At 58.4% G+C, this 22,770-nt stretch carries 18 protein-coding genes; 8 read left to right on the forward strand and 10 right to left on the reverse strand.

What is annotated here, in order from left to right; all coding sequences use genetic code 11:
* Positions 1-12: 12 nt before the first annotated feature.
* Entirely contained in the window at positions 13-2,451 is a 2,439-nt protein-coding gene (locus K5K89_RS00910; protein WP_222540692.1) for a TonB-dependent siderophore receptor, read from the forward strand.
* Between the two features lie 19 nt (positions 2,452-2,470).
* On the opposite strand, the gene mnmE is transcribed toward K5K89_RS00910, so the two are convergent.
* From mnmE to rpmH, 5 genes are all read right to left on the reverse strand, one after another.
* A complete protein-coding gene (mnmE, locus tag K5K89_RS00915; protein WP_222540693.1) occupies positions 2,471-3,841 on the reverse strand; it encodes a tRNA uridine-5-carboxymethylaminomethyl(34) synthesis GTPase MnmE in 1,371 nt (456 codons plus the stop codon).
* Between the two features lie 79 nt (positions 3,842-3,920).
* Positions 3,921-5,603, reverse strand: coding sequence for a membrane protein insertase YidC (gene yidC, locus K5K89_RS00920; protein WP_071490889.1), 1,683 nt, complete (start codon positions 5,601-5,603; stop codon positions 3,921-3,923).
* 2 nt (positions 5,604-5,605) lie between these two features.
* A complete protein-coding gene (gene yidD / locus K5K89_RS00925) occupies positions 5,606-5,851 on the reverse strand; it encodes a membrane protein insertion efficiency factor YidD (RefSeq protein ID WP_003213574.1) in 246 nt (81 codons plus the stop codon).
* Positions 5,844-6,251 carry a ribonuclease P protein component gene (rnpA, locus tag K5K89_RS00930; protein ID WP_020302575.1) on the reverse strand — a complete coding sequence of 136 codons (408 nt, stop codon included), beginning with the start codon at positions 6,249-6,251 and terminating at the stop codon, positions 5,844-5,846. The genes yidD and rnpA overlap by 8 nt, the downstream gene beginning before the upstream one ends.
* A gap of 13 nt (positions 6,252-6,264) precedes the next feature.
* Positions 6,265-6,399: a 50S ribosomal protein L34 gene (rpmH, locus tag K5K89_RS00935; protein ID WP_003213577.1), complete on the reverse strand. Its 135-nt coding sequence runs from the start codon at positions 6,397-6,399 to the stop codon at positions 6,265-6,267.
* Between the two features lie 585 nt (positions 6,400-6,984).
* Here rpmH and dnaA point away from each other — a divergent pair.
* Genes dnaA through gyrB form a run of 4 tightly spaced genes read left to right on the forward strand, consistent with a single transcriptional unit; the run spans position 6,985 to position 13,190 of the window.
* Complete coding sequence (gene dnaA, locus K5K89_RS00940) at positions 6,985-8,502, forward strand: chromosomal replication initiator protein DnaA (RefSeq protein ID WP_222540694.1); 1,518 nt, start codon at positions 6,985-6,987, stop codon at positions 8,500-8,502.
* 38 nt (positions 8,503-8,540) lie between these two features.
* Positions 8,541-9,644, forward strand: coding sequence for a DNA polymerase III subunit beta (gene dnaN, locus K5K89_RS00945; protein WP_058424368.1), 1,104 nt, complete (start codon positions 8,541-8,543; stop codon positions 9,642-9,644).
* Positions 9,645-9,664: 20 nt separating this feature from the next.
* A complete protein-coding gene (recF, locus tag K5K89_RS00950) occupies positions 9,665-10,768 on the forward strand; it encodes a DNA replication/repair protein RecF (protein WP_058424369.1) in 1,104 nt (367 codons plus the stop codon).
* A 4-nt stretch (positions 10,769-10,772) separates the two neighbouring features.
* Complete coding sequence (gyrB, locus tag K5K89_RS00955; protein WP_025854386.1) at positions 10,773-13,190, forward strand: DNA topoisomerase (ATP-hydrolyzing) subunit B; 2,418 nt, start codon at positions 10,773-10,775, stop codon at positions 13,188-13,190.
* Positions 13,191-13,295: 105 nt separating this feature from the next.
* Here gyrB and K5K89_RS00960 read toward each other — a convergent pair whose 3' ends face one another.
* Positions 13,296-14,021: a response regulator transcription factor gene (locus tag K5K89_RS00960; RefSeq protein ID WP_071490891.1), complete on the reverse strand. Its 726-nt coding sequence runs from the start codon at positions 14,019-14,021 to the stop codon at positions 13,296-13,298.
* Positions 14,022-14,308: 287 nt separating this feature from the next.
* Here K5K89_RS00960 and K5K89_RS00965 point away from each other — a divergent pair, with 287 nt between their 5' ends.
* On the forward strand, positions 14,309-15,241 hold the full coding sequence (locus tag K5K89_RS00965; protein ID WP_222540695.1) for a FecR domain-containing protein: 933 nt from the start codon (positions 14,309-14,311) through the stop codon (positions 15,239-15,241).
* 3 nt (positions 15,242-15,244) lie between these two features.
* The gene (locus tag K5K89_RS00970) at positions 15,245-17,524 is read left to right on the forward strand and encodes a CHASE2 domain-containing protein (protein ID WP_071490893.1); all 2,280 of its coding nucleotides are present in this window, start codon (positions 15,245-15,247) and stop codon (positions 17,522-17,524) included.
* Positions 17,525-17,706: 182 nt separating this feature from the next.
* On the opposite strand, the gene K5K89_RS00975 is transcribed toward K5K89_RS00970, so the two are convergent.
* From K5K89_RS00975 to glyQ, 4 genes are all read right to left on the reverse strand, one after another.
* On the reverse strand, positions 17,707-18,477 hold the full coding sequence (locus K5K89_RS00975) for a lysophospholipid acyltransferase family protein (protein ID WP_222540696.1): 771 nt from the start codon (positions 18,475-18,477) through the stop codon (positions 17,707-17,709).
* 82 nt (positions 18,478-18,559) lie between these two features.
* A complete protein-coding gene (gmhB, locus tag K5K89_RS00980) occupies positions 18,560-19,096 on the reverse strand; it encodes a D-glycero-beta-D-manno-heptose 1,7-bisphosphate 7-phosphatase (RefSeq protein ID WP_162276392.1) in 537 nt (178 codons plus the stop codon).
* A gap of 2 nt (positions 19,097-19,098) precedes the next feature.
* Positions 19,099-21,153 carry a glycine--tRNA ligase subunit beta gene (gene glyS, locus K5K89_RS00985; RefSeq protein ID WP_071490895.1) on the reverse strand — a complete coding sequence of 685 codons (2,055 nt, stop codon included), beginning with the start codon at positions 21,151-21,153 and terminating at the stop codon, positions 19,099-19,101.
* Entirely contained in the window at positions 21,150-22,103 is a 954-nt protein-coding gene (gene glyQ, locus K5K89_RS00990; RefSeq protein WP_003187265.1) for a glycine--tRNA ligase subunit alpha, read from the reverse strand. The genes glyS and glyQ overlap by 4 nt, the downstream gene beginning before the upstream one ends.
* Positions 22,104-22,184: 81 nt before the next feature.
* Here glyQ and K5K89_RS00995 point away from each other — a divergent pair, with 81 nt between their 5' ends.
* On the forward strand, positions 22,185-22,742 hold the full coding sequence (locus K5K89_RS00995; RefSeq protein ID WP_071490896.1) for a DNA-3-methyladenine glycosylase I: 558 nt from the start codon (positions 22,185-22,187) through the stop codon (positions 22,740-22,742).
* Positions 22,743-22,770: the final 28 nt, after the last annotated feature.

Here is a 22,770-nt window from a genome sequence, read left to right on the forward strand (position 1 = left end):
GCTTACTCACCTATGCGCGTTCCCACCAAGCTCCGCCAGCGACTTTCCTACCACGGTATGACATGCAGCCTGCTGCTCGGCACGGCCACCACTGTCGGTGTGTTGTTATCCACGGGCGCCCTGGCCGCCAGCGCGGTGCAACACTACGTTATTGCGGCCGGCCCCCTGGATAACGCCTTGAGCCAATTTGCCGCCAAGGCGAATGTGATCCTGTCTTTTTCACCTCAACAAACCACACGTTTAAACACAGCAGGCTTGGAAGGTGACTACTCCGTGGACCAGGGTTTTGCGCTGCTGCTGCAAAACTCCGGTTTACAGGCGGTAGTCCAGGCGCCTGGCAGTTATGTCCTGCAGGCCGCTTCCACCGGCGAACTCACCCTCGCGCCCACCACAGTCAGCACTTATCAACAGGGCGGTTTCAATCAGGAGATTGCTGGGGATGTGGGCTACAAGGCGCAGAACAGCAGGGTCGGTACAAAGACCAGTACGCCGCTGTCGGAAACACCACGTTCGGTATCGGTCGTCACCGGCCAGCGTATCAAGGACCAGAAGTCGCAAACCCTGACCGAAGTGTTGGGTTACGTGCCCGGTATCTTTGCGCCTCCCTTTGCCGCAGGTGATGGGCTGGCGGGCGATCTGTTCTTCATTCGCGGTTTCAATGCCACGGATTACGGCTACGGCCTGCTGCGAGATGGCCTGCGCGTACAAGGTAATCGGTACGACACTACCAGTGAGCCCTATGGCCTGGAGCGGGTCGAAATCTTCCGCGGCCCCTCTTCCCTGCTCTACGGTGAAAATGCGCCTGGCGGTCTGGTGAATCTGGTAAGCAAACACCCTACTGCTACGCCACAAGGTGAAGTGCAGCTGGGTTATGGCTCCAATAATCGGCGTCAGTTGGGTGTGGATATCTCTGGGCCGCTCAATGACAGCGGCAATATCCTCGGCCGGGTTGTGATGCTCGGTCGCAAATCCGATACGCAGACCGACCATGTGCCAGACGATCGCCTGTACATCGCGCCATCACTGACCCTGAATTTCGACGACTACAACACCCTCACCCTGTTGGCCAATTACCAGAGAGACCACACTAATTTGGAACTCGGCCTACCGGCTGCTGGCACCTTGCTTGCAAACCCCACTGGCAAGCTCTCCAAGCACACCATGCTCGGCGACCCGGATTGGAATACGTTCGAACGCGAAACCTGGAGTACCGGTTACGAGTTCAGCCACAGCTTCAACGATGACTGGCAGTTCCGTCAGAACTCGCGCTACATGCAGTCTCGCATCAACCGCCATGAAACCTGGCCCAGTGCCCTGAATAACCGCGGCTTTGGCACTCAACTGAACATGACCGCCTATGACCGCTACAACAAGTCGATGGTCTATTCGCTGGATAACCAGTTGGAAGGCAAATTCCAGGTCGGTGGCCTGGAAAACACGGTGCTGTTTGGCGCCAGTTATGACCGCACCTCGTTCAATCAGGATTGGGACGCGGGGTTTGCCGGCACCATCAATGTGTATAACCCGGTGTACCTGCGTGACCCGTTGACGCCGGTGGCGGTGCAAAACACCCTGCTCGAGCAGCAGATGAAAGGCGTTTATGCACAGATCCAGAGCAAATACGATCACTGGCTGTTCCTGCTCGGCGGCCGTCAGGACTGGGTCGACAGCGATTTCCGTGACAAGGTGAACAAGGCTGGCAATACCGGGTCCGAAGACCGCAAGTTCACCTATCAGGGCGGGGTGATGTACCAGTTCGACAACGGCCTGACGCCGTATGTCAGCTACTCCACTGCCTTTGTCCCCGTGCAGCAGATCTCCAACGCCGGCTCGCCCTTGAAACCGATCACCAGCAGCCAGTACGAAATGGGCGTGAAGTACGAGCCGATCGGCTGGGATACGGCAATGACGGTGTCGGTGTATGACTTGCGCAAGGAAGACGACACTTACCTTGACGCCACCACCAATAGCTATCGCCAGGTAGGCGAAAGCCGGGCCAAGGGCGCTGAGGTAGAGGTCAACAGCAATCTCACGCCTAACCTGAATGTCACCGCAGCCTATACCTACACTGACGCGAGAATTACCAAGGATTCGGCGACGTCGTTGGTCGAGGGCCACCAGATGACCGGGGTTCCGCGTAACCAGGCCTCAGTGTGGGGCAAGTACCGCTTCTTCGATGGCCAACTCAAGGGCTTGTCCCTGGGCGGTGGCGTGCGTTATTTCGACAGTACCTTTTCCTACACCGCACCCACGCTGTATGGAAAGTTGGATGCAGGAAGCGTCACCTTGGTGGACGCAGCCGTTGGCTATCAGATCGACAAACACTGGTCTGTAGATGTGAACGCCAAGAACCTGTTCGACAAGGAATATGTATCTGGTTGCAACGATGCGGGCCGCTGCTATTGGGGTGACAGCCGTACCCTGCTCGGTACGGTGTCTTACAATTGGTAGGACGCTGTGGATAACTCGGTTATTTACCGATGCAGAAGCTGGAAAAGATCCGCCCCAACAAATCATCGGAGCTGAACGCGCCGGTGATTTCGCCTAACAGCTGCTGCGCCTGACGCAGATCTTCCGCCAGCAGCTCCCCGGCGCCCGCCAGGGTCAACTGCGCCCGACCGTGCTCCAACGCTGCGCTCGCATGGCGCAACGCCTCCAGATGCCGACGGCGCGCACTGAAGCTGCTTTCCGAGGTCTGCTCGTAGCCCATACAGGCTTTGAGGTGCTCGCGCAGCAGTTCCAGGCCTTCACCGGCCGACTTCGCACTCAGGCTGATCGTGACGTGGCCATCCGCGCTGGTTTCCAGCGCAATGGCCTCTCCCGTCAAGTCAGCCTTGTTGCGAATCAAGGTGACCTTGGCCGGGTCCGGCCGGTGCTCGAGGAATTCCGGCCACAGGGCGAAAGGATCCACAGCCTCGGGCGCCGTTGCGTCCACCACCAACAGCACCCGATCCGCTTCGCCGATGGCTTTGAGCGCGCGTTCCACACCGATCTTTTCCACCTGGTCGTCGGTGTCGCGCAAACCGGCGGTGTCTACAACGTGCAACGGCATGCCGTCGATGTGGATATGTTCGCGCAGGATGTCCCGTGTGGTGCCGGCAATCTCAGTGACGATGGCGGCTTCACGCCCCGCCAGAGCATTGAGCAAGCTGGATTTTCCCGCATTGGGCCGCCCCGCGATCACAACGGTCATGCCGTCTCGCAGCAAAGCCCCCTGCCCGGCTTCACGCAGCACTGTGGATAACTCATAGCGAACTTTATCCAGCATCGCCAGTACGTGGCCATCGGCGAGAAAGTCGATTTCTTCTTCCGGAAAATCAATCGCCGCCTCGACGTAGATACGCAGGCTGATCAACTGCTCGGTCAAGTTATGCACACGCAGGGAGAACGCCCCCTGCAGGGAGCGCAATGCATTACGTGCCGCTTGTGCAGAACTGGCTTCAATCAGGTCGGCAATTGCTTCGGCCTGGGCCAGATCCAGCTTGTCATTCAAAAATGCCCGCTCGCTGAATTCCCCTGGACGTGCCAGGCGGCAGCCCAATTGCAGGCAGCGTTGCAGCAACATATCCAACACAACCGGACCGCCGTGTCCCTGCAACTCCAGGACGTCTTCCCCGGTGAATGAATTCGGCCCAGGGAAATAAAGCGCCAACCCCTCGTCCAGCACGTTGCCGTCAGCATCCAGGAACGGGCCGTAATGCGCATAACGCGCCTTCAACTCACGGCCACTCATGGCTTTGGCTGCCACACTCGCAAGCGGCCCCGAAATTCTAACGATGCCGACACCGCCGCGACCTTGAGCGGTAGCGACAGCAGCGATGGTTTCACGAGGAGCGCTCATCAACAGGTTCCAGACCAAAAGTGACAGAAAGCAAAACGCCCCACTAGGGGGCGTCTTGAGTGGTTATCCACAGAGTAAGTTACGCAGAGGCTTTTGCGGTAGCCGCTTCGATCTTGCGTGTGATGTACCACTGTTGAGAGATCGACAACACGTTGTTGACCACCCAGTACAGCACCAGACCAGCTGGGAACCACAGGAAGAAGAAGGTGAAGATGATTGGCATCATTTTCATCACCTTGGCCTGCATCGGATCCGGCGGAGTCGGGTTCAGGCGCTGCTGGATGAACATGGTCGCGCCCATGATGATCGGCAGGATAAAGAACGGGTCTTTGATCGACAGGTCGGTTATCCACAGGATGAACGGCGCCTGGCGCATCTCCACGCTTTCCAGGAGCACCCAGTACAGCGACAGGAACACCGGCATCTGCACCAGAATCGGCAAGCATCCACCCAGCGGGTTGATCTTCTCTTTCTTGTACAGCTCCATCATGGCCTGCGACATTTTCTGCCGGTCATCGCCATGTTGTTCTTTCAGCGCCGCCAGTTTCGGAGCCACCGCACGCATGCGCGCCATCGACTTGTAGCTGGCTGCCGACAGCGGGAAGAAAATCCCCTTGATCAGCATGGTCAGGAAGATGATCGAGAAGCCCCAGTTACCCACAATGCTGTGGATATGTTGCAGCAACCAGAAAATCGGCTGGGCGATGAACCACAGGAAGCCGTAATCCACAGTCAGCTCAAGACCTGGGGACAACTCTTTCAGCACAGCCTGGCTTTTCGGGCCGGCGTACAGGATAGCGCTGGTTTCAGCCTTGGCGCCGGGTGCGACGGTCAACGCCGGGCCAGTGAAGCCAATGATGTAGTTACCCTGGCTGTCCTTGCGGGTTTGAACCAGGTTGGCCTCACCCTTGTTCGGGATCCAGGCGGTCACGAAGTAGTGCTGCAGCCAGGCAACCCAGCCGCCTTGCACGGTTTCTTTCAGCGAGCCCTTGTCGATATCTTTCATCGACACTTTTTTGTACGGTTCGCTACTTGTCCACAGGGCGGCGCCCAGGTAAGTCGCGGTGCCGGTGGCAGTGCTGGAAGAAGGATCGGAGCTGGCGTCACGCTTGAGCTGGGCAAACAGGTTGCCGCTCCATGGTTTGTCGCTTTCGTTGTCGATCAGGTAAGTGACCTTCAAGTCGTACAAACCACGGGTGAAGCTGAAGCGCTTGATGTAGTTGACGCCGTCGAGGCTGAATTTCAGGTCGACGTTCAACTGGTTCTGGCCATCAGCCAGTTGATAAGTCTTCTGCTCGGTCGAGTAAATCGGACGACCGGTAGCACGTGCATCCGGACCATTGGTGCCGGTCAGGCCGCTTTGCGCCAGATAAGTACGCTCACCACCGTTATCGAACAGTTGGAACGGAACATCCGGATGGTCTTGACGACGTGGATACAGCGGCAGTTTCAACTGCGCGATATCACCACCTTGTGGGTCGATAGCCAGGTCGAGCACATCCGTTTTGACGTGGATGAGATCTTTGTTGGTGACCACTGGCGTTTCTAAAGGGGCGCTTGTCTCGCCATTCGCGCTGGGAACATCGGCACTCGCGGACGCATTGTTACCCAGCGGGGTGTCCGGAATAGCCGGCGCAGCCTGGTTGGTAGCAACATTCTGAGTCGGCAGGGCAGCCTGGCCATAGTCCTGGTTCCACTGAAGAACCATGACGTAGGACACGATTGCCAGGGCGACGATCAGGATCGTGCGTTTAATATCCATGATTACTCGGCCATCGAAGAAGAACGGGAGGTAGGGATAGGTGGAACCGGGTCATAACCACCGGGATTCCACGGATGACAGCGACCTAAACGACGAAAGGTCAGCCAGCCACCGCGCAGAAGACCATGGTTTTCTATGGCCTCTAACGCGTAGCAGGAACAACTGGGGTAGAAACGACAGTGGTTGGCCATCAGAGGACTAATGGCATAGCGATAAAACTGGATCGGAACGAGGGCCAGTTTACGCATCAAGGCTGTCTACCCCTACAGTTTCGGTGCTGACTGCTGGTGCTGGCTTGTGGGTACGCGCCAAACGTTTCCAGAGCTTGCCGAAATGCTGAATCAATTCGGGGTTTTCTACATCCCCCAAGCCTTTGCGCGCGACGATAACAATATCCCAACCAACCAGAGTGTCCTGGTGGAGGCGAAACGATTCGCGCATCAGACGCTTGAGGCGATTGCGCTCAACGGAGAGCTTTACGCTCTTCTTGCCGATCACCAACCCGAGTCGGGGGTGATCCAGATCGTTGTTACGCGCAAGGAGCAGGAGATTTTTCCCCGGAACCTTGCCGGTGGGGGAGTCAAAGACTGCCTTGAAATGCCGGGGGGTTAGCAGACGCTTTTCCCGACTGAAGTCCTGACTCACCACCAGTACCGGATTATCAAACTGCCAGACGCGCACGACCTTTGGCGCGACGACGCGACAGGACAGCACGGCCGTTCTTGGTAGCCATGCGAGCACGGAAGCCGTGGGTGCGGGCGCGTTTGATGGTGCTTGGTTGGAAAGTACGTTTCATGGCGTTGTTACCTGGTTCGTCCACAACGGGCCGGAATGGCCCCCGTTTTAAGAGACCGGCGATTCTAGTGAAAGCAAGCCTCTAGGTCAATTTCCAACCAGCTTTTCCTTTAATTAGATCTCCACAGGCCATTGGCTCTTTTCTGTTCGCTTGGCTTCCAGTGCTCATGGGATAGATATAAAAATAAAGAAGGAAGTTATTTAAAGCTTTTCTGTAAAGCTTATAAAAGCTAGACACGCATTCAGCTGTGGATAACTGCCTTTAGGCCATATTCCACGTGATGTACAGAGAATGACAACACGGGGGAGAAACGGTGCTCTGCCTGTGCTGCGCTGTCGGATAAGCTGTGTGTGGAATGGGCTGTTATCCACAGGCTGGTTACCCACAGACTTTCGCCCCCACTTGTGCAACGATCTCAGGGCCGCTTATCCACAGAGCTTATGCACAGACCATTGGTCGCCTTTATTGCTGTTAAGACGTTGATTTTGGCTGGCCTGTGATCAAGCTACATGTGGATAAGTGGACGGCTCGCCGCTACAATGGCGGCTGTTTTTGCCTCACCGGCTTTCAACTTAGGGGATATCCGTGTCAGTGGAACTTTGGCAGCAGTGCGTGGAGCTTTTGCGCGATGAGCTGCCTGCCCAGCAATTCAACACCTGGATCCGTCCGCTACAGGTCGAAGCCGAAGGCGACGAGTTGCGTGTCTACGCACCCAATCGTTTTGTTCTCGATTGGGTCAACGAGAAGTACCTGAGCCGCGTTCTGGAATTGCTCGATGAACATGGCAACGGCCTCGCGCCCGTGCTCTCCTTATTAATAGGCAGCAAACGCAGCTCTGCACCTCGCGCTGCGCCGAATGCGCCATTGGCCGCTGCGGCGTCGCAAGCCCAGGCAGCCGCCGCACCGGCCGTCAGTGCGCCTGCTCCTGCACCGGCGTCATCCAAATCGTCTGCGAGGAAAAGCGCGCCAGAAAATGAAGAGCCGTCCCGCGACAGCTTTGACCCGATGGCAGGCGCCGCGTCCCAGCAAGCCCCGGTCCGCGCCGAACAGCGCACCGTCCAGGTCGAAGGCGCGCTCAAGCACACCAGCTACCTGAACCGTACGTTCACCTTCGAGAACTTTGTCGAAGGTAAATCCAACCAGTTGGCTCGCGCAGCCGCCTGGCAGGTCGCCGATAACCCCAAGCATGGTTACAACCCGCTCTTCCTTTATGGTGGCGTTGGCTTGGGTAAGACTCACTTGATGCACGCTGTGGGTAACCACCTATTAAAGAAGAACCCGAATGCCAAGGTCGTGTACCTGCACTCGGAGCGTTTCGTGGCAGACATGGTCAAGGCCTTGCAGCTCAACGCGATCAACGAGTTCAAGCGGTTCTACCGCTCGGTTGATGCGTTGCTGATCGATGACATTCAATTCTTTGCCCGTAAAGAGCGTTCCCAGGAAGAGTTTTTCCACACCTTCAACGCCCTGCTCGAAGGTGGTCAGCAGGTCATCTTGACCAGCGACCGTTATCCGAAGGAAATCGAAGGCCTGGAAGAACGCCTGAAGTCGCGCTTCGGCTGGGGCCTGACTGTTGCGGTAGAGCCGCCGGAGCTTGAAACCCGCGTAGCGATCCTGATGAAAAAGGCCGATCAGGCCAAAGTCGATCTGCCACACGATGCCGCCTTCTTTATCGCCCAACGCATCCGCTCCAACGTGCGTGAGCTCGAAGGTGCACTCAAGCGGGTCATCGCGCACTCACACTTCATGGGCCGCGACATCACCATCGAGCTGATTCGCGAATCCCTCAAAGACTTGTTGGCGCTGCAGGACAAACTGGTGAGTGTGGATAACATCCAGCGCACCGTGGCCGAGTACTACAAGATCAAGATTTCCGACCTGTTGTCCAAGCGCCGTTCGCGCTCGGTTGCACGTCCCCGTCAGGTGGCCATGGCGCTCTCCAAGGAGTTGACCAACCACAGCCTGCCGGAAATCGGTGATGTGTTTGGCGGACGCGACCACACCACGGTCTTGCACGCGTGCCGCAAGATCAACGAACTTAAGGAATCCGACGCGGATATTCGCGAGGACTACAAGAACCTGCTGCGTACACTGACTACTTGATGACACCAGCGCAGCTTATTAAGGCAAGGGACTAGACCATGCATTTCACCATTCAACGCGAAGCCCTGTTGAAACCCCTGCAACTGGTCGCAGGCGTCGTCGAGCGCCGACAGACCTTGCCGGTGCTCTCTAACGTATTGCTGGTCGTCGAAGGCCAGCAATTGTCCCTGACCGGTACCGACCTGGAAGTCGAGCTGGTCGGCCGTGTACAGCTGGAAGAACCCGCCGAGCCTGGCGAGATCACCGTGCCGGCGCGCAAGCTGATGGACATCTGCAAAAGCCTGCCGAACGATGCGTTGATCGACATCAAGGTTGATGAAGCCAAGTTGGTCGTCAAGGCCGGCCGCAGCCGCTTCACCTTGTCCACCTTGCCGGCAAATGATTTCCCGACGGTTGAAGAAGGCCCGGGTTCTCTGACGTGCAGCCTGGATCAGAGCAAGCTGCGTCGCTTGATCGAGCGCACCAGCTTCGCCATGGCTCAGCAGGATGTACGCTACTACCTCAACGGCATGCTGTTGGAAGTGTCGGAAGGTATTATCCGCGCGGTGGCCACCGACGGTCACCGTCTGGCGATGTGTTCGATGCGTGCCGATATCGGCCAACCGGATCGTCACCAGGTGATCGTGCCGCGCAAGGGTATCCTTGAGCTGGCGCGTCTGCTTACAGAACCGGAAGGCAACGTCAGCATCGTGCTGGGGCAGCACCATATCCGCGCGACTACCGGCGAATTCACTTTCACTTCCAAGCTGGTTGACGGCAAGTTCCCGGATTACGAGCGCGTGTTGCCTAAAGGTGGCGACAAGCTGGTGCTGGGCGATCGCCAAGCGCTGCGTGAAGCGTTCAGCCGTACCGCGATCCTGTCCAACGAGAAGTACCGTGGTATCCGTCTGCAACTGGCCAACGGTCAGTTGAAAATCCAGGCGAACAACCCGGAGCAGGAAGAAGCGGAAGAAGAAGTGGGCGTTGACTACAACGGCGGTTCGCTGGAAATCGGCTTCAACGTGAGCTATCTGTTGGACGTACTGGGTGTGATGACCACCGAACAGGTTCGTCTGATTCTGTCGGACTCCAATAGCAGCGCCCTGGTGCAGGAATCCGACAACGATGACTCGGCTTACGTAGTCATGCCGATGCGCCTGTAACCATGCTCAGCAGAAGCTAGATGTCCCTCAGTCGCGTCTCGGTCACCGCGGTGCGCAATCTGCACCCGGTGACCTTCTCCCCCTCTCCCCGCATCAATATCCTCCACGGCGCTAACGGCAGTGGCAAAACCAGCGTGCTGGAAGCCATTCATCTGTTGGGGCTTGCCCGTTCCTTCCGCAGCGCTCGCCTGTTACCCGTCATCCAGTACGAACAATTGGCGTGCACGGTGTTTGGCCAGGTCGAACTGGCGGAAGGTGGGCATAGCAGCCTGGGCATATCCCGAGATCGCGGTGGAGAGTTCCAAATCCGCATTGACGGGCAAAATGCTCGCAGTGCCGCGCAGCTGGCGGAAATTCTGCCGCTGCAATTGATCAACCCCGACAGCTTTCGTTTGTTGGAGGGTGCCCCGAAAATCCGCAGGCAATTCCTCGATTGGGGAGTGTTCCACGTGGAACCACGTTTCATGGCCACGTGGCAGCGCTTGCAGAAGGCCCTGCGGCAGCGGAACTCATGGCTGCGGCATGGTACACTTGACGCCGCTTCGCAAGCGGCCTGGGACCGTGAACTGTGCCTGGCCAGCGACGAAATAGATGAATACCGCCGCGCCTATATCAAAGCCTTGAAACCAGTCTTTGAGCAGACCTTGAGTGAGTTGTTGGACCTCGAAGGGCTGACGCTGAGCTACTACCGTGGTTGGGATAAAGAGCGTGAGCTGAGTGCAGTGCTCGCGACGTCCCTGCAGCGGGATCAGCAAATTGGCCATACCCAGGCCGGACCACAACGGGCTGATTTGCGCCTTAGATTAGGCGCTCACAATGCTGCGGACATTTTGTCCCGTGGCCAGCAGAAGTTGGTGGTGTGCGCACTGCGTATTGCCCAGGGCCACTTAGTGAGCCAAGCCCGGCGCGGTCAGTGTATTTATCTGGTGGACGACTTGCCGTCGGAACTCGACGAGCAGCACCGCCACGCGCTATGCCGCTTGTTGGAAGAATTACGCTGCCAGGTGTTTATCACTTGTGTAGACCACGAATTATTGAGGGAAGGCTGGCAGACGGAAACGCCAGTCGCTTTGTTCCACGTGGAACAAGGCCGTATCACCCAGACCCACGACCATCGGGAGTGAAGGCATGAGCGAAGAAAACACGTACGACTCGACCAGCATTAAAGTGCTGAAAGGTTTGGATGCCGTACGCAAACGTCCCGGTATGTACATTGGCGACACTGATGACGGTAGCGGTCTGCACCACATGGTGTTCGAGGTGGTCGACAACTCCATCGACGAAGCTTTGGCCGGTCACTGCGACGACATCAGCATCATCATCCACCCGGATGAGTCTATTACCGTGCGTGACAACGGTCGCGGTATTCCAGTAGACGTGCACAAAGAAGAAGGCGTCTCGGCGGCGGAGGTCATCATGACCGTGCTCCACGCCGGCGGTAAGTTCGACGACAACTCCTATAAGGTCTCCGGTGGTTTGCACGGTGTTGGCGTTTCGGTAGTGAACGCACTGTCCGAAGAGCTGATCCTGACCGTGCGCCGTAGCGGCAAGATCTGGGAACAGACGTACGTCCACGGTGTTCCACAAGAACCGATGAAAATCGTCGGCGACAGTGAAACCACCGGTACCCAGATCCACTTCAAGCCATCGGCTGAAACCTTCAAGAATATCCACTTCAGCTGGGACATCCTGGCCAAGCGGATTCGTGAACTGTCGTTCCTTAACTCCGGCGTGGGTATCGTCCTCAAGGACGAGCGCAGCGGCAAGGAAGAGCTGTTCAAGTACGAAGGCGGCTTGCGTGCGTTCGTTGAATACCTGAACACCAACAAGACTGCGGTCAACCAGGTGTTCCACTTCAACATCCAGCGTGAAGACGGCATTGGCGTGGAAATCGCCCTTCAGTGGAACGACAGTTTCAACGAGAACCTGTTGTGCTTCACCAACAACATTCCTCAGCGCGACGGCGGTACTCACCTGGTGGGTTTCCGTTCCGCACTGACGCGTAACCTGAATACCTATATCGAGGCCGAAGGCCTGGCCAAGAAGCACAAAGTCGCCACCACCGGTGATGATGCGCGTGAAGGCCTGACCGCGATTATTTCGGTGAAAGTGCCGGATCCCAAGTTCAGCTCCCAGACCAAAGACAAGCTGGTGTCTTCCGAAGTGAAGACTGCCGTTGAACAGGAAATGGGCAAGTATTTCTCCGACTTCCTGCTGGAGAACCCGAACGAAGCCAAGTTGGTCGTTGGCAAGATGATCGACGCTGCACGTGCCCGTGAAGCGGCGCGTAAAGCACGTGAGATGACCCGTCGTAAAGGTGCGCTGGATATCGCTGGCCTGCCGGGCAAACTGGCTGACTGCCAGGAGAAGGACCCTGCCCTCTCCGAACTGTACCTGGTGGAAGGTGACTCTGCTGGCGGTTCCGCCAAGCAGGGTCGTAACCGTCGCACCCAGGCCATCCTGCCGTTGAAGGGTAAGATCCTCAACGTCGAGAAGGCGCGCTTCGACAAGATGATTTCTTCCCAGGAAGTTGGCACCTTGATCACAGCGTTGGGCTGCGGTATCGGCCGCGACGAGTACAACATCGATAAGCTGCGCTACCACAACATCATCATCATGACCGATGCTGACGTCGACGGTTCGCACATCCGGACCCTGCTGCTGACCTTCTTCTTCCGTCAGTTGCCGGAGCTGATCGAGCGTGGCTACATCTACATCGCCCAGCCGCCGTTGTACAAAGTCAAAAAAGGCAAGCAAGAGCAATACATCAAAGACGACGACGCCATGGAAGAGTACATGACGCAGTCGGCCCTGGAAGATGCCAGCCTGCACTTGAACGATGAGGCTCCGGGTATCTCCGGTGAAGCGTTGGAGCGTCTGGTTAACGACTTCCGCATGGTGATGAAGACCCTCAAGCGTCTGTCGCGCCTGTACCCTCAGGAGTTGACCGAGCACTTCATCTACCTGCCAGCCGTCAGCCTGGAGCAACTGGGCGACCACGCGCACATGCAGGATTGGCTGGCCCAGTACGAAGTGCGTCTGCGCACTGTCGAGAAGTCCGGCCTGGTGTACAAAGCCAGCCTGCGTGAAGACCGTGAACGTAACGTATGGCTGCCAGAGGTCGAACTGATCTCCCACGGCCTGTCGAACTACGTCACCTTCAACCGCGACTTCTTCGGCAGCAATGACTACAAGACCGTAGTAACGCTGGGCGCGCAACTGAGCACCCTGTTGGACGACGGCGCTTATATTCAACGTGGCGAACGCAAGAAGCAGGTCAAGGAATTCAAGGAAGCCCTCGATTGGCTGATGGCCGAAAGCACCAAGCGCCATACCATCCAGCGCTACAAAGGTCTGGGTGAAATGAACCCGGATCAGCTGTGGGAAACCACCATGGACCCTGCTCAGCGTCGCATGCTGCGCGTGACCATCGAGGACGCCATTGGCGCGGACCAGATCTTCAACACCCTGATGGGTGATGCGGTCGAGCCTCGTCGTGACTTCATTGAAAGTAATGCCCTGGCGGTCTCCAACCTGGACTTCTGATTCTGATAGTCTGCTGAACCCAAAAGGCCAACGCTATGCGTTGGCCTTTTTTATTGGGTGAATATCCGCTGTCTGCTGAATGCTCCACGTGGAACATTCTGGTTTTCAGCCCTGTTGCGAGGGCACCGCTACACTTTCCAATCGGTAACCGTACCCATAGATCGTCAACAGCTGCCACCCCCTATCCGCGGTCAGTCCCAACTTATTACGCAGTCGATAGATATGCGTATCGAGCGGCCGCGACGACACCATTTCTTCGTGGGTCCAAAACCGCTCATAGAGATACTCTCGGGAAAGCGGTCGGGCCAGGTTGGCAAACAAGCAACTGGCCAGACGGTACTCGCGTTCGGTGAGGTTGATCGGTTTGCCCGCCCGGGTCACGGTCAACTCCGCATCATCAAAGGTCAGGTCGTTGAAGCTCTGCACTTCATGGTTGGCTGATTTCTGCAGGCCGTGGCGACGTAGAACCGCCGTCACCCTCGCCTTCAGTTCATTGGGACGGAAGGGCTTGCTGACATAATCATCGGCACCACTGTTCAGCGCAGTGACGATATCGCTCTCTGCATCGCGGCTGGTCAGCATGATGACCGCAGGCGGCGACTCCATGTGTTCACGGGTCCAGCGCAACAGAGCAATACCGCTGATATCCGGCAATTGCCAATCGAGTATCAACAGGTCGAAGGTTTCCCGGCGCAATTGGCGTAGCAGGTCTTCACCGCGTTCGAAGCAGTGCAGAGTCCAGGGTTGTTCGGCGGTGCTGGGGATTTGTCGCAGTGTCTGTTCCACCCGTCGCAGTTCCGCGGGTTCGTCATCCAGTATTGCGACACGCATGGGTGGGTCCTTTCTTCTTGAAAAATACGGCAGCCGTCAGCCGGGTTAGTGATGGGCACGTACTGCGCAGATGCCGGTCTCTGAATCTGAAGAATTGTGTTCAGATCCGTCGACCCCTTGGATCTCTCGGTACGCTGGCATCAATGTGCGATTAACCCATTGAAAGTCCTTGATACCGATGTGGGAAAGATACCGGCTCCCGCCCATAAGGAAAAGGATCAGCCGACGCATGCGCTGCCGTACACTCCTGCGTGCTGGTGTCAGATACCTTCTGGAACCTAATCTTGATGAGCACCATGATCCTTTCTTCGAACCGCCTGTGCCGCGCCCTCCCCTCATTGTTGATCATGGCTGTCGGTTCTGCAGGGGCGGTTGGCAAGACGCGCACGCCTTATATCGATGATCACATGCTGTGTCGCCCCCAACCCCTGCCGGCGGTGGTTCAGCATCTCACCGGGGAAGCCTGGAAAATTGATACCAAGGGCCAGGCGAGCGTTTTGCTGGAAGGCATGACCATTGATGAACAGGAAGGCGTGAAGACCTCGGCGTCGGCGTTTGTCAGCCTGTTGCTCGGTGACGGATCCCGCGTGGTGTTGCCCGCAAGTTCACAGGTTCGATTGCATCTGGAGCGCAAGCTGTCGATTCCCCAGGTTGTACTCGAACAAGGTCAGGCGGAAGCGTATGTGATCAAACGTACCAGCGACCATGATCGTTTTCAGATCGTGACCCCCGTGGGGGTGTTGGGCGTACGCGGCACGCATTTCCGGGTGCGTAACGACGCAGAGCAATCGCTGCTCGAAGTGTTGGACGGGCAGGTTGCCGTCAGCCGCGAGGCAAAAAACCAGCCGATGGAACAGGAGGTAAAAATCGATGCCCGGCAAGGTCTGCTGTTCAGGAAGCAGGGAGACCTGAAACCGGTTGAGCTACTTGCTGCACCGAAGCTCGTGGGTCAGGACGGCCAGAAAGGCGATGCGCCGGTCTGGAGCCTGTACCTCCGGCCTTTGCCCGGAGCCCAGCGATACCGGGCACAGGTCGCTACCGACAAAGCCTTCATGGACATCAAGCAGGAAAACTTTTCCAGTGCGCCGAAAATGAGCTTCACTGGGCTCAAAGCCTCGTTCTACCACGTGCGCCTTTCGGCCTACGATGAAAACGGGCTGGAGGGAGAAACCGGGGTCTATGACATCTTTTACTACCCACCCACCACCCAGGCACATTGACCTATGAAGCTCTGGGGCAAGACCGAAAAACGCCAGCCCACCCATGCCCAGCGCCTGTTTCATGGCCTGGTTCGCGAGTGGTTGTGGATCGGGTTGCTGTTGCTGCCTGTTACCGTCTATCTGTCGTTGAGCCCAGGCCTGGCGTTGAATAATCCGCTGTACGACAGCCTTCGGCGCCTTACCCCGCTTCCTGTAGACCCGCGCATCCTGCTGGTGACCATTGATGACGCCAGCCTGAAGAAGCTTGGCCAGTGGCCCTGGCCACGCAGCTTGCACGCCGACCTGATCGACCGCCTCAGCGCCAGTCAACCGGCGGGTATCCTCTTCGATGTGATCTTCAGTGAGCCCGGCGATCCCGCCAATGACATACGCTTGGCCGAAGCGGTATGCAATGCAGGCAACGTCTTGCTGCCTCTGGTACGTGAGGGCACTTCAAGTTATAGCCAGCCCGGTGGTCAGATGCTGGCGTTGCATAAGTGCGCCAAGGGCGTGGGCCACATCAATGTCGAAGCGGACAGCGACGGCGTGGTCCGCAGCCTGTATCTACGTGAAGGCCCTCCCGAGACGACGGCACCGCAACTGGCCTGGCTGGCCTATGAGATGAGCGGCGAGCTATCGGACATGCCGGGCGAGCCGCAGCAGGCGATCGCACAACACTGGCACCGTGAACACGCCATCCGCATCCCGTTTATCGCACCCCATACCCATTTCCCCAGCGTGTCCTACGTCAGCGTATTGCGCGGTGAGGTTCCTCCCGAGCAGCTACGAGGCCGCCTGATCCTGGTGGGTTCAACGGCTTCCGGTATGGGGGATCGGTTCGTCACCCCCCTCTCCTCCACGGTCGGTACAACGGCAGGCGTGGAAATCCAGGCCAACGTGCTCAACGGCTTGCTGCAAGGTCGCAGCATTGTCGACCTGCCGGGCTGGCTCGCGGCGCTGATGGCGACCTCCCTGGTGGCGTTGTTGCTGGGCCTGCTGCTCTATCGCCCGCGCTATGCACTGTGGATGACCCTGGGCTGCATGATCGCTGCGTTGCTCGGCGCCTGGGCCTTGTTGCGCCTGGGCCACTGGTGGTCGCCCGCCGCGTGCCTGATTGGGTTGCTGCTCAGCTACCTGATCTGGAACTGGCGTCGCCTGAGCGTGATCCTCGCCTACTTCGGCTGGGAGTTGGCGCGCCTGGATAACGAACCCAAAGTCCTGCCCGAACGCCGCCGTGCGCCCGCCAGCAAAGGCGACGTGCTGCAAGCGCGTATCTTTGCCCTGGAGCAGGCCGTAAGCCGCACGCGGGATACGCGGCGCTTCATGGCCGATGGCCTGGAGTGCCTGCCGGTAGCGACGCTGATTACCGACCCCATGGGTAACATCCTGCTGGCCAACCGCATTGCCCGCGAGGTGTTCGGCAATGACCTGGTCACCGAAAACCTGCTGGAACAATTGGCCGACCTGGGCTACCCGCCGCTGCACAATGGCGTGCGCCCCGCCCTCTCGGCGCTGGAGCTGGTCGAGTTCCGCGACATCCATCAACGCAGCCTGCGCATGGAATTGGCACCCTTGCTGCCGGCCGAAGGTGATGTTGCACTGGGCTGGCTGTTGAGCCTGACGGATTTGAGCAAGGAGCGTGATGCGCAACAGCACCGCGAAACCATGTTGCGTTTCCTCTCTCATGACTTGCGTGCACCGCACTCGGCGATCCTCGCGCTGCTGGATGTGCATAACGGCGAGTCCCCAGTCTTCGCCCAGATAGAACAACAGGTTCGCCGCGCCCTGGGCCTTACCGAATCTTTCGTGCAACTGGCGAAGGCCGAAGCTGACGGTTACCAGTTCCAGCCGACGCTGTTTGCGATGTTGGTGATGGACGCCTTTGATCAGGTGGCGCTGATCGCCCAGCTCAAGGGGATCCACCTGGTTCATGATCTGGATGAGGCCGACGAGGGCATGGTCTCCGCTGACCAGTCGCTGCTCACTCGTGCGTTGTTCAATGTGCTGGAGAACGCGATCAAATACTCCTCTTCCGGTACCACCGTCAGGTTGCGGCACAGCAGTGCGCAGGGCTGGTTGGAATGCCGTATCAGCGACCAGGGGCCGGGGATTGCGGCAGAGGATTTGCCGGAGCTATTCAGCCAATACCGGCGCTTTGAGTCCGCTCAGGGTAGTGAAGGATTGGGGTTGGGGTTGACCATGGTCAAGGCGGTAGTCGAGCGCCACGGTGGACATATCCGTTGCGAAAGCGTGGTAGGCAAAGGCACCACGTTCAGCCTGCAACTACCCCTGCTGGAAGACTGAAAAAACGTACTTTTCTGCTGTGCATAAAAAACCGGTCGCAAGGACCGGTTTTTTTATGCGGAAAAAACTTATGCACCTTTTCCGAGATTTTATGAGCTTGGGAAATATGCAATAAAATCAGGCTGTTATGATTAAAAAAGCACAATTCGCCAACAAACCGTACACAGGTTATCCACAGATGCTCAGATCACCGGCGTGTCGACCACAACAGGCTCTGGCGGCAGCGAACCCATTGCCCGTTGCTGCGCTTCATTCCACGCCTGAGCGCGGTCATTCAGCGCTGCAATGGCACGTGGGCCTTCACCTTCTGCGTACATCGGTTCGCCAATCACCACGGTGATGATGCCTTCGCGCTTGGCCCATCCGGTCTTTGGCCAGAACTTGCCGGCGTTATGGGCAATCGGCAGCACGGGCAAGTTGGCGTTGACTGCCAAAGCCGTACCCCCGCGTGAGAACTTGCCTACGGTGCCGTAGGGCACGCGAGTCCCTTCCGGGAAGATCAGTACCCACACGTTATCCTTGAGCAGTTCATCGCCCTTCTTGGCCACGTGCTTGAGCGCTGCCTTGGGGTTGTCGCGGTCGATGGCGATCGGACGCAACATGGCCATGGCCCAGCCGAAGAACGGCACATACAGCAACTCACGCTTGAGCACCTGGCTCAACGGCGAGAAGTACGCCGAGAGAAAGAACGTCTCCCAAGTGCTCTGGTGGTTCGACAGAATCACGCACGGCTGGTCCGGGACATTTTCCGCGCCCCCGATCTCGAAGCGGATGTTCAGGAACACCTTGGTCAGCCACAGCGCGCAACGGCACCAGTAAACGTTGATGAAGCGATAGCGCGCCTTGAACGGCAAGAAGGGCGCAATAAAAAAGCTCAGGGTGCACCAGAGAAACGAACTGGTGCCCAACAGCAGGTAAAAGAAAAAGGTTCTGATGGCCTGCAAAATCGACATGGCGGCATTTACCGTTGCGGGACAACGCCCGCCTGTTAAAAGCGCACTCCCGAACAGTCCTTGGTCAGGAAGTCGAGGGCGGCTAGTTGTTGATAAGTTCTGCGGCAACGGCCGCCAGATCGTCAAAAATCAAGGTGCCTACCGGCAGGTTTTTCGCCTGGGTCTTTTCGCCTTTCCCGGTCTTGACCAAAACTGGCTGAGAGTCGACGGCTTTGGCCGCCTCCAGGTCACCGAGGCTGTCCCCGACGAACCATAGCCCAGCCAAGGGCACCTTGTAATGTTCTGCAATGGTTTTCAACATGCCAGGCTTGGGTTTGCGGCAATTGCAGCCCTCATCCGGCCCGTGGGGGCAGTACACCACCAGCCCCACCTCACCGCCCTGCTCGGCCACCAGTGCACGCAGGCGTGCGTGCATGGCGTCCAGGGTGGCGATGTCGTAGTACCCGCGAGCAATTCCGGACTGGTTGGTGGCGATCGCCACCGTCCAGCCGGCTTTGCTCAACTGCGCGATGGCCTCGATGGAGCCGGGCAGTGGAATCCATTCCGCCACCGACTTGATGTAAGCGTCGGAGTCGTAGTTGATCACCCCGTCCCGATCGAGAATCAGCAGTTTCAACATGGTCAGCTCAGCGTCGAAATGTCAGCGATGTTGACGAACAAGCCACGCAGGCGCGCCAGCATGGCGTAGCGGTTTTTCCGCACGCCGGCATCGTCGGCATTGATCATCACCGCTTCGAAGAACGCATCCACCGGCTCACGCAAGGTGGCCAGGCGCGCCAATGCTTCGGCGTAGTTGCGCTCAGCGATCAGCGGTTTCACCGCGTTTTCCGCCTTGGCGATGGCCGAGTTCAGCGAGAACTCCTTGGCATCGGCAAACAGGCCAGGGTCGACGTCAGCGTTGCCCAGGCCTTCGGCCTTGCTCAGCAGGTTCGACACACGCTTGTTCACGGCGGCCAGGGCGTCGGCTTCCGGCAGTTTGCGGAACGCCTGCACGGCTTGTACGCGCTGGTCGAAGTCCAGCGCCGAACCCGGCTGCAGGGCACGTACCGACAGGTACACCGACACGTCCACGCCTTCGTCTTCGTACCGCGCACGCAGGCGGTCGAACACAAACTCCAGCACTTGCTCGGCCAGGCCGGCCTGCTTGACCTTGGCACCGAACTGGCCGACCGCGAACACCACGGCCTGGGTCAGGTCGAGGTCCAGCTTTTTGTCGATCAGGATACGCAGCACGCCCAGGGCCGCACGGCGCAGGGCATACGGGTCTTTGCTGCCGGTTGGCAACATGCCGATACCGAAGATACCCACCAGGGTGTCCAGCTTGTCGGCGATGGCCACGGCTGCACCGGTCAGGGTGCTTGGCAATTCAGCGCCGGCACCGCGCGGCATGTACTGCTCGTTCAGGGCCAGTGCCACGTCGTCCGGCTCGCCGTCGTTGAGGGCGTAGTAGTAACCGGCTACGCCTTGCATCTCCGGGAACTCGCCGACCATCTCGGTGGCCAGGTCGCACTTGGACAGCAGGCCAGCGCGGGCAGCCCAGGCGGAGTCACCACCAATGCGCGGCGCAATGTAGGCGGCCAGCTTGGAAACCCGCACAGCTTTGTCGTAGACGCTGCCGAGTTTTTCCTGGAATACCACGTTCTGCAGGCGCAGGTTGAAGTCTTCCAGCTTCTGTTTCTTGTCTTGCTTGAAGAAGAACTCGGCGTCGGTCAGGCGCGGGCGCACGACTTTCTCGTTACCGGCGATGATCTGCTGCGGGTCCTTGCTCTCGATGTTGGCCACGGTGATAAAGCGCGGCAGCAATTTACCGTCCACGTCCAGCAGGCAGAAGTACTTCTGGTTGTCCTGCATGGTGGTGATCAGGGCTTCCTGCGGCACGTCGAGGAAACGCTCCTCGAACGAGCACACCAGCGGCACCGGCCATTCAACCAGCGCGGTCACTTCGTCGAGCAGGCTTGGCGGCACGATGGCGGTGCCCTCCTGCAGGCGGGCCAGTTCTTCGGTGCGCTTGCTGATCAGCTCGCGACGCTCGTTGGCATCAGCCAGCACATAGGCAGCGCGCAGGTCATTGAGGTAGTTGGCCGGCGAAGTGATACGTACCGCTTGCGGATGATGGAAGCGGTGGCCACGGGAGTCACGGCCGGCCTTCTGGGCGAGGATGGTGCAGTCGATGACCTGGTCACCGAGCAGCATCACCAGCCATTGGGTTGGGCGTACGAACTCTTCCTTGCGTGCACCCCAGCGCATACGCTTGGGGATCGGCAGGTCGTTCAACGAATCTTCGACGATGGTTGGCAGCAGGCTGGCGGTCGGCTTGCCCGTGATGACCTGGCTGAACCGCAGTTTCGGGCCGCTCTGGTCGATCTCACTCAGTTCCACGCCACACTTCTTGGCGAAACCCAGGGCAGCCTGGGTCGGGTTGCCTTCGGCGTCGAAAGCGGCCTGGCGCGGTGGGCCGTCGAGGTTGATGCTGCGGTCCGGCTGCTGGGTTTCCAGTGCGGTCAGCAACACGGCCAGGCGGCGCGGCGCGGCGTAGACTTTTTTCGCGGCGAACTTCAGGCCGGCGGTTTGCAGGCCCTTTTCGATACCGGCCAGGAACGCATCGGCCAGGGTGTTCAGTGCCTTGGGTGGCAGCTCTTCGGTGCCCAGTTCAACCAGGAAATCTTGAACACTCATTGTGCAGCCTCCAGCTTAGCCAACACTTCATCACGCAGGTCCGGGGTGGCCATCGGGAAGCCCAGCTTGGCGCGAGCCAGCAGGTAGGCTTGGGCGACGGAACGCGCCAGGGTGCGTACACGCAGGATGTATTGCTGGCGCGCGGTTACCGAGATGGCACGGCGCGCATCCAGCAGGTTGAAGGTATGGGAGGCCTTCAACACCATTTCATAGCTTGGCAACGGCAGCGGCTGGTCGAGCTCGATCAGGCGCTTGGCTTCGCTTTCGTAGAAATCGAACAGTTCGAACAGCTTGTCGACGTTGGCGTGTTCGAAGTTGTAGGTGGACTGCTCCACTTCGTTCTGGTGGAACACGTCGCCGTAGGTGACCTTGCCGAACGGGCCGTCAGCCCACACCAGGTCGTAGACCGAGTCCACGCCCTGCAGGTACATGGCCAGGCGCTCGAGACCGTAGGTGATCTCGCCGGTCACCGGGTAGCACTCGATACCACCGGCCTGCTGGAAGTAAGTGAACTGCGTCACTTCCATGCCGTTGAGCCAGACTTCCCAGCCCAGGCCCCAGGCGCCCAGGGTCGGCGATTCCCAGTTGTCTTCGACGAAACGGATGTCGTGGACCAATGGGTCCAGGCCCACATGCTTGAGCGAGCCCAGGTAGAGTTCCTGGAAGTTGTCCGGGTTCGGCTTCAATACCACCTGGAACTGGTAGTAGTGCTGCAGACGGTTCGGGTTTTCGCCGTAGCGGCCGTCAGTCGGGCGACGACTGGGCTGCACATAAGCGGCGTTCCAGGTTTCCGGGCCGATGGCCCGCAGGAATGTAGCGGTGTGGAAAGTGCCGGCGCCTACTTCCATATCGTAGGGCTGAAGTACCACACAACCTTGCTCGGCCCAGTATTGCTGGAGGGCGAGGATCAAGTCTTGGAAGGTACGCACGGCTGGCGTAGGCTGGCTCACGAAATTCACCTGTTACTTGGGCTGCGATTTAAAGAGCGGGAGTATACCCGATTCGGCCCCGCCACCACTCCCTGGAGCCTTATGCCACGCTGCTTTTGGTGTTCTGAAGATCCGCTGTACATGGCTTATCACGATCAGGAGTGGGGAACGCCGCTGCGCGATGCGCAGGGTTTGTTCGAGTTGCTTTTGCTCGAAGGGTTCCAGGCGGGCCTGTCCTGGATCACCGTTTTACGCAAACGCGAGCATTATCGGAAGGTCTTGTTCGGGTTTGATGCGCAGCGGTTGGCCCAACTGAGCGACGCCGAGATAGACGCGCTGATGCTCGATCCGGGCATCGTGCGCAACCGCCTGAAGCTTAACGCCACTCGGCGCAACGCCGCTGCCTGGCTGGCTCTGGAGGACCCGGTGGGTTTGCTCTGGTCCTTCGTTGGCGGCAAACCCAAGGTCAATCACTTCAAGGACCGCAGCGAAGTCCCGGCGATCACGCCCGAAGCCGAAGCCATGAGCAAGGCCCTGAAAAAAGCCGGTTTCACCTTCGTCGGGCCGACCATTTGCTACGCCTTCATGCAGGCCTCGGGCATGGTCATGGACCACACTCAGGACTGCGACCGTTACGCGGACTTGGCCAACGCCGGTTAGAATGCGCGCTTTGCGCACCACACACGAT

Source organism: Pseudomonas sp. DR208 (assembly GCF_019823005.1).
GTDB classification, from domain to species: Bacteria; Pseudomonadota; Gammaproteobacteria; order Pseudomonadales; family Pseudomonadaceae; genus Aquipseudomonas; species Aquipseudomonas extremorientalis.